Source organism: Azospirillum sp. TSO22-1 (genome assembly GCF_003116015.1).
In the GTDB taxonomy this organism is placed as follows: domain Bacteria; phylum Pseudomonadota; class Alphaproteobacteria; order Azospirillales; family Azospirillaceae; genus Azospirillum.
This window is the reverse complement of sequence record NZ_LGQZ01000233.1, coordinates 1-2,908: the sequence shown is the minus strand read 5'-3', so window position 1 is coordinate 2,908 and position 2,908 is coordinate 1. Positions and strand designations below refer to the sequence as shown.

The window sequence follows — 2,908 nt, the reverse complement described above, 5'->3', positions numbered from 1 at the left end:
GCAGCCCGGCCGGCACCTACACCGATCCGCGCGGGCCGGACGCCACGCGGGAGATGCTGCGCTTCTTCCTCGCGAACCCGCGACGCACGCCGCACCAGCCGTGACCACTGCCCGGCGGCTCACGGGGCGGTCGCGTGGCCGCTCCGTGTGCCGCCTTCGGTCGGGCGTGCCGGGGGCATGGCCTCCGCCTTGACCGCCCGCCGGCCTCGACCAGCGTTGGCACGGTGATTTCCTGACGGTCCGTGGCGTCGCGGTCCCGGTTGGGTGCCGACATCGCCCCCCAATTTATGGTTAAAAAACTCCTAACGAGTGTATCGCCGATCCACCTTCTTGAGAGTAGGATTCCCGCTTCATGTACGCCCTTGGAGTATCCGGCCATGCCGTCCGTTTCCGTAGCCTTGATCGACGCGAACAATCTGTTTCGCCAGGGGCTGAAGGCTTTGTTCGCGGAACAGGGCTTTCACATCACCAAGGAGGCCTCATCCCTCACGGCGGCGCTCCAGGTTGTCCTGGAGGGCGAGGCACCGCAGGTCGTTCTGATCGATCCCGTCGGCATCGGCGACTGCGCGGACCTGGTCCGGTCGCTGAAGGCGGCGTGCCCCGATGCGCGCGTGGTGCCGCTCACCGGCAAGCTGGACGCGGGCATGATGACGAAGGCCATCGAGGCCGGCGCGGACGGCTTCCTGATGAAGGACATGTCGATGGAGGCGCTGGCGCAATCGCTGCGGCTCGCGATGATGGGCGAGACGGTCTTCCCGAGCCCCCTGGCCGCGCTGCTGATCAGCGGAAAGATGAACGGTGCCGCCGCCGATCTGCCGGTCCTGCACAAGGGCGTCTCGCAGCGCGAGGCGCAGATCCTGCGCTGCCTGCTGCACGGCAATTCCAACAAGGTGATCGCCAACCACCTCGGGATCACCGAGGCGACGGTGAAGGTCCACCTCAAGAGCCTGCTGCGCAAGATCGACGCGTCGAACCGCACGCAGGCCGCCATCTGGGGCCTCAACAATGGCTTCGCCGAGGGGGCGGGCGGCACTCCGCCGATGGCTTGATGCCGCCCGGCTGACCGGATGCCGGTGGCGCCCGCACCGGATTTCCGCACAAACGTTCGGGACCTATGCAGGATCAGGAAACGGGATGTCATCGGATGGTGCACGATCCCACCCCCCGATTTCCGCTTGTATGGGGCGGTGCCAGTCCCGATATGATGGTGATCGAAGTTGCTCTGGGCTCTACGTGTTCCAGTCCCGATTCCGGTCTGGCTCCTTTCCCTCAGTGAATTTGATGCCCCTCTCATATCGGGCGGGGCAACGCCAGAAAGGGAACGGACCCATGGCCAACGGTACTGTGAAGTGGTTCAACGCGACCAAGGGCTTCGGCTTCATCCAGCCGGACGACGGCTCGGCCGACGTCTTCGTCCATATTTCCGCCGTCGAACGGGCCGGCATCGGCAATCTCAACGAGGGTCAGAAGCTCTCCTTCGAGACGGTGCGCGATCCCAAGCGGGGCAAGGTATCGGCCGAGAATTTGCGCGCGCTCTGAACGCCGTAAACCCGCTAGCTGGAAAGGGCGGCCTCGGCCGCCCTTTGCGTCTCCGATCCCGGCGTGTATCCACGCGCGCTTCCTCCATCCGAACCGGAACAACGCATCGGCCGTGCCACGTACGCGCCGGCAGGAAGGACTGCAATGACGATCCTATCGTCCCCGATCAACGGTGCCCGCGTGGCGCCCCGCGAGCACACGGCCGCCGACGCGCGGCCTCCTCTGTCGCGAGCGCCGGAGTGGCCGCGTCTGACCCGGCGCGAGATGCGGCAGATCGTTCTCGACCTCCTGGGGTAAAAGGCCCCCGGCAACTTCCCGGGCCCGGCAACCGGTGCGGGGTCTGGGACATTCACACAACAAATCCAGGAGACTGACATAGCCAAGCTCTATGACGCGGATCCCGTCCGCGAAGGCCCCCGCCTGAACCGCGAAATCACCGCCCGCACGGTGCGCCTCGTCGGCGCCGACGGCGAGATGATCGGCATCGTGTCGCTGCGCGACGCCTTCGATGCCGCGGCGGACGCCGAACTCGATCTGGTCGAGATCGCGCCGCAAGCCGAGCCCCCGGTCTGCAAGATCCTCGACTACGGCAAATTCCGGTTCGAGGAACAGAAGAAGGCCAATGAGGCGCGCAAGAAGCAGAAGGTCATCGAGCTGAAGGAGATCAAACTCCGGCCAAACATCGATGACAACGACTATGACGTAAAGATGCGTGCCGCCACCCGTTTCCTCAGTGAGGGCGACAAGGTCAAGCTGACCATGCGCTTCCGCGGGCGCGAGATGGCGCACCAGGATCTCGGCATGAACGTGCTGATCCGCGTGCGGGATCAGCTCCAGGACCTTGCCAAGGTGGAGCAGATGCCGCGGGTCGAGGGCCGTATGATGGTCATGGTGATCGCCCCACGGTGAGGTCTCGGGCAGAGGGCAAAGCGCCGTAATCAGATGTCAAGGTGCCCTCGGACCGGTGGTAAACCCTGCAACGGTGCATCGAAGGAGACAGGTTTACCGCGTGGCGGATGGACGTTACTTGGTCACCGCCTGCAACGACACCGCAGCAAATACCGGCTGCGTTGGCCTCGATCAACGCGAAGGGGCAGGCCTTGTCCGATGGCTTTGAAGCCGTTGCTCCGCCGTAATCTGGATCATGTGCCCTCCCAGGCAGCAACGGGCCGGGCCGACGAAAGGCTTCGGACGGGCCCGTTTCAACGGGCTCGCTCGAAACTGTCGGCGTTGAGCCCGCTGCGCAACAAAAGCATCACAGGTTCGCCGGCGTCCAGCGTGACCACCGGCGCCCGGTCGAGCAGGTCCTTGGCCGCCTTGTCGAGCGGGCGGTCGATGCTGTGCCCGAGGATGCCGCCGATCAGGCTGC

Annotated in this window: 4 protein-coding genes; all 4 read left to right on the top strand. The window is 65.2% G+C overall.

All coding sequences use genetic code 11. The features are described 5' to 3' along the window. Positions 1-377: 377 nt before the first annotated feature. The gene (locus TSO221_RS34545; RefSeq protein WP_109122964.1) at positions 378-1,049 is read left to right on the top strand and encodes a response regulator transcription factor; all 672 of its coding nucleotides are present in this window, start codon (positions 378-380) and stop codon (positions 1,047-1,049) included. 280 nt (positions 1,050-1,329) lie between these two features. Further along, complete coding sequence (locus tag TSO221_RS34540; RefSeq protein ID WP_109122963.1) at positions 1,330-1,539, top strand: cold-shock protein; 210 nt, start codon at positions 1,330-1,332, stop codon at positions 1,537-1,539. A 144-nt stretch (positions 1,540-1,683) separates the two neighbouring features. Further along, positions 1,684-1,836 (top strand): hypothetical protein, encoded by a 153-nt coding sequence (locus TSO221_RS35850; RefSeq protein ID WP_158284311.1) that lies wholly within the window; start codon positions 1,684-1,686, stop codon positions 1,834-1,836. Between the two features lie 78 nt (positions 1,837-1,914). Beyond that, positions 1,915-2,448 (top strand): translation initiation factor IF-3, encoded by a 534-nt coding sequence (gene infC, locus TSO221_RS34535; RefSeq protein WP_109122962.1) that lies wholly within the window; start codon positions 1,915-1,917, stop codon positions 2,446-2,448. Positions 2,449-2,908: the final 460 nt, after the last annotated feature.

What these genes read in the sequence shown, in the direction of transcription:
- TSO221_RS34540 (WP_109122963.1), top strand. Translation starts at nt 1,330, where the DNA reads ATGGCCAACGGTACTGTGAAGTGGTTCAACGCGACCAAGGGCTTCGGC.
- TSO221_RS35850 (WP_158284311.1), top strand. Translation starts at nt 1,684, where the DNA reads ATGACGATCCTATCGTCCCCGATCAACGGTGCCCGCGTGGCGCCCCGC.
- TSO221_RS34545 (WP_109122964.1), top strand. Translation starts at nt 378, where the DNA reads ATGCCGTCCGTTTCCGTAGCCTTGATCGACGCGAACAATCTGTTTCGC.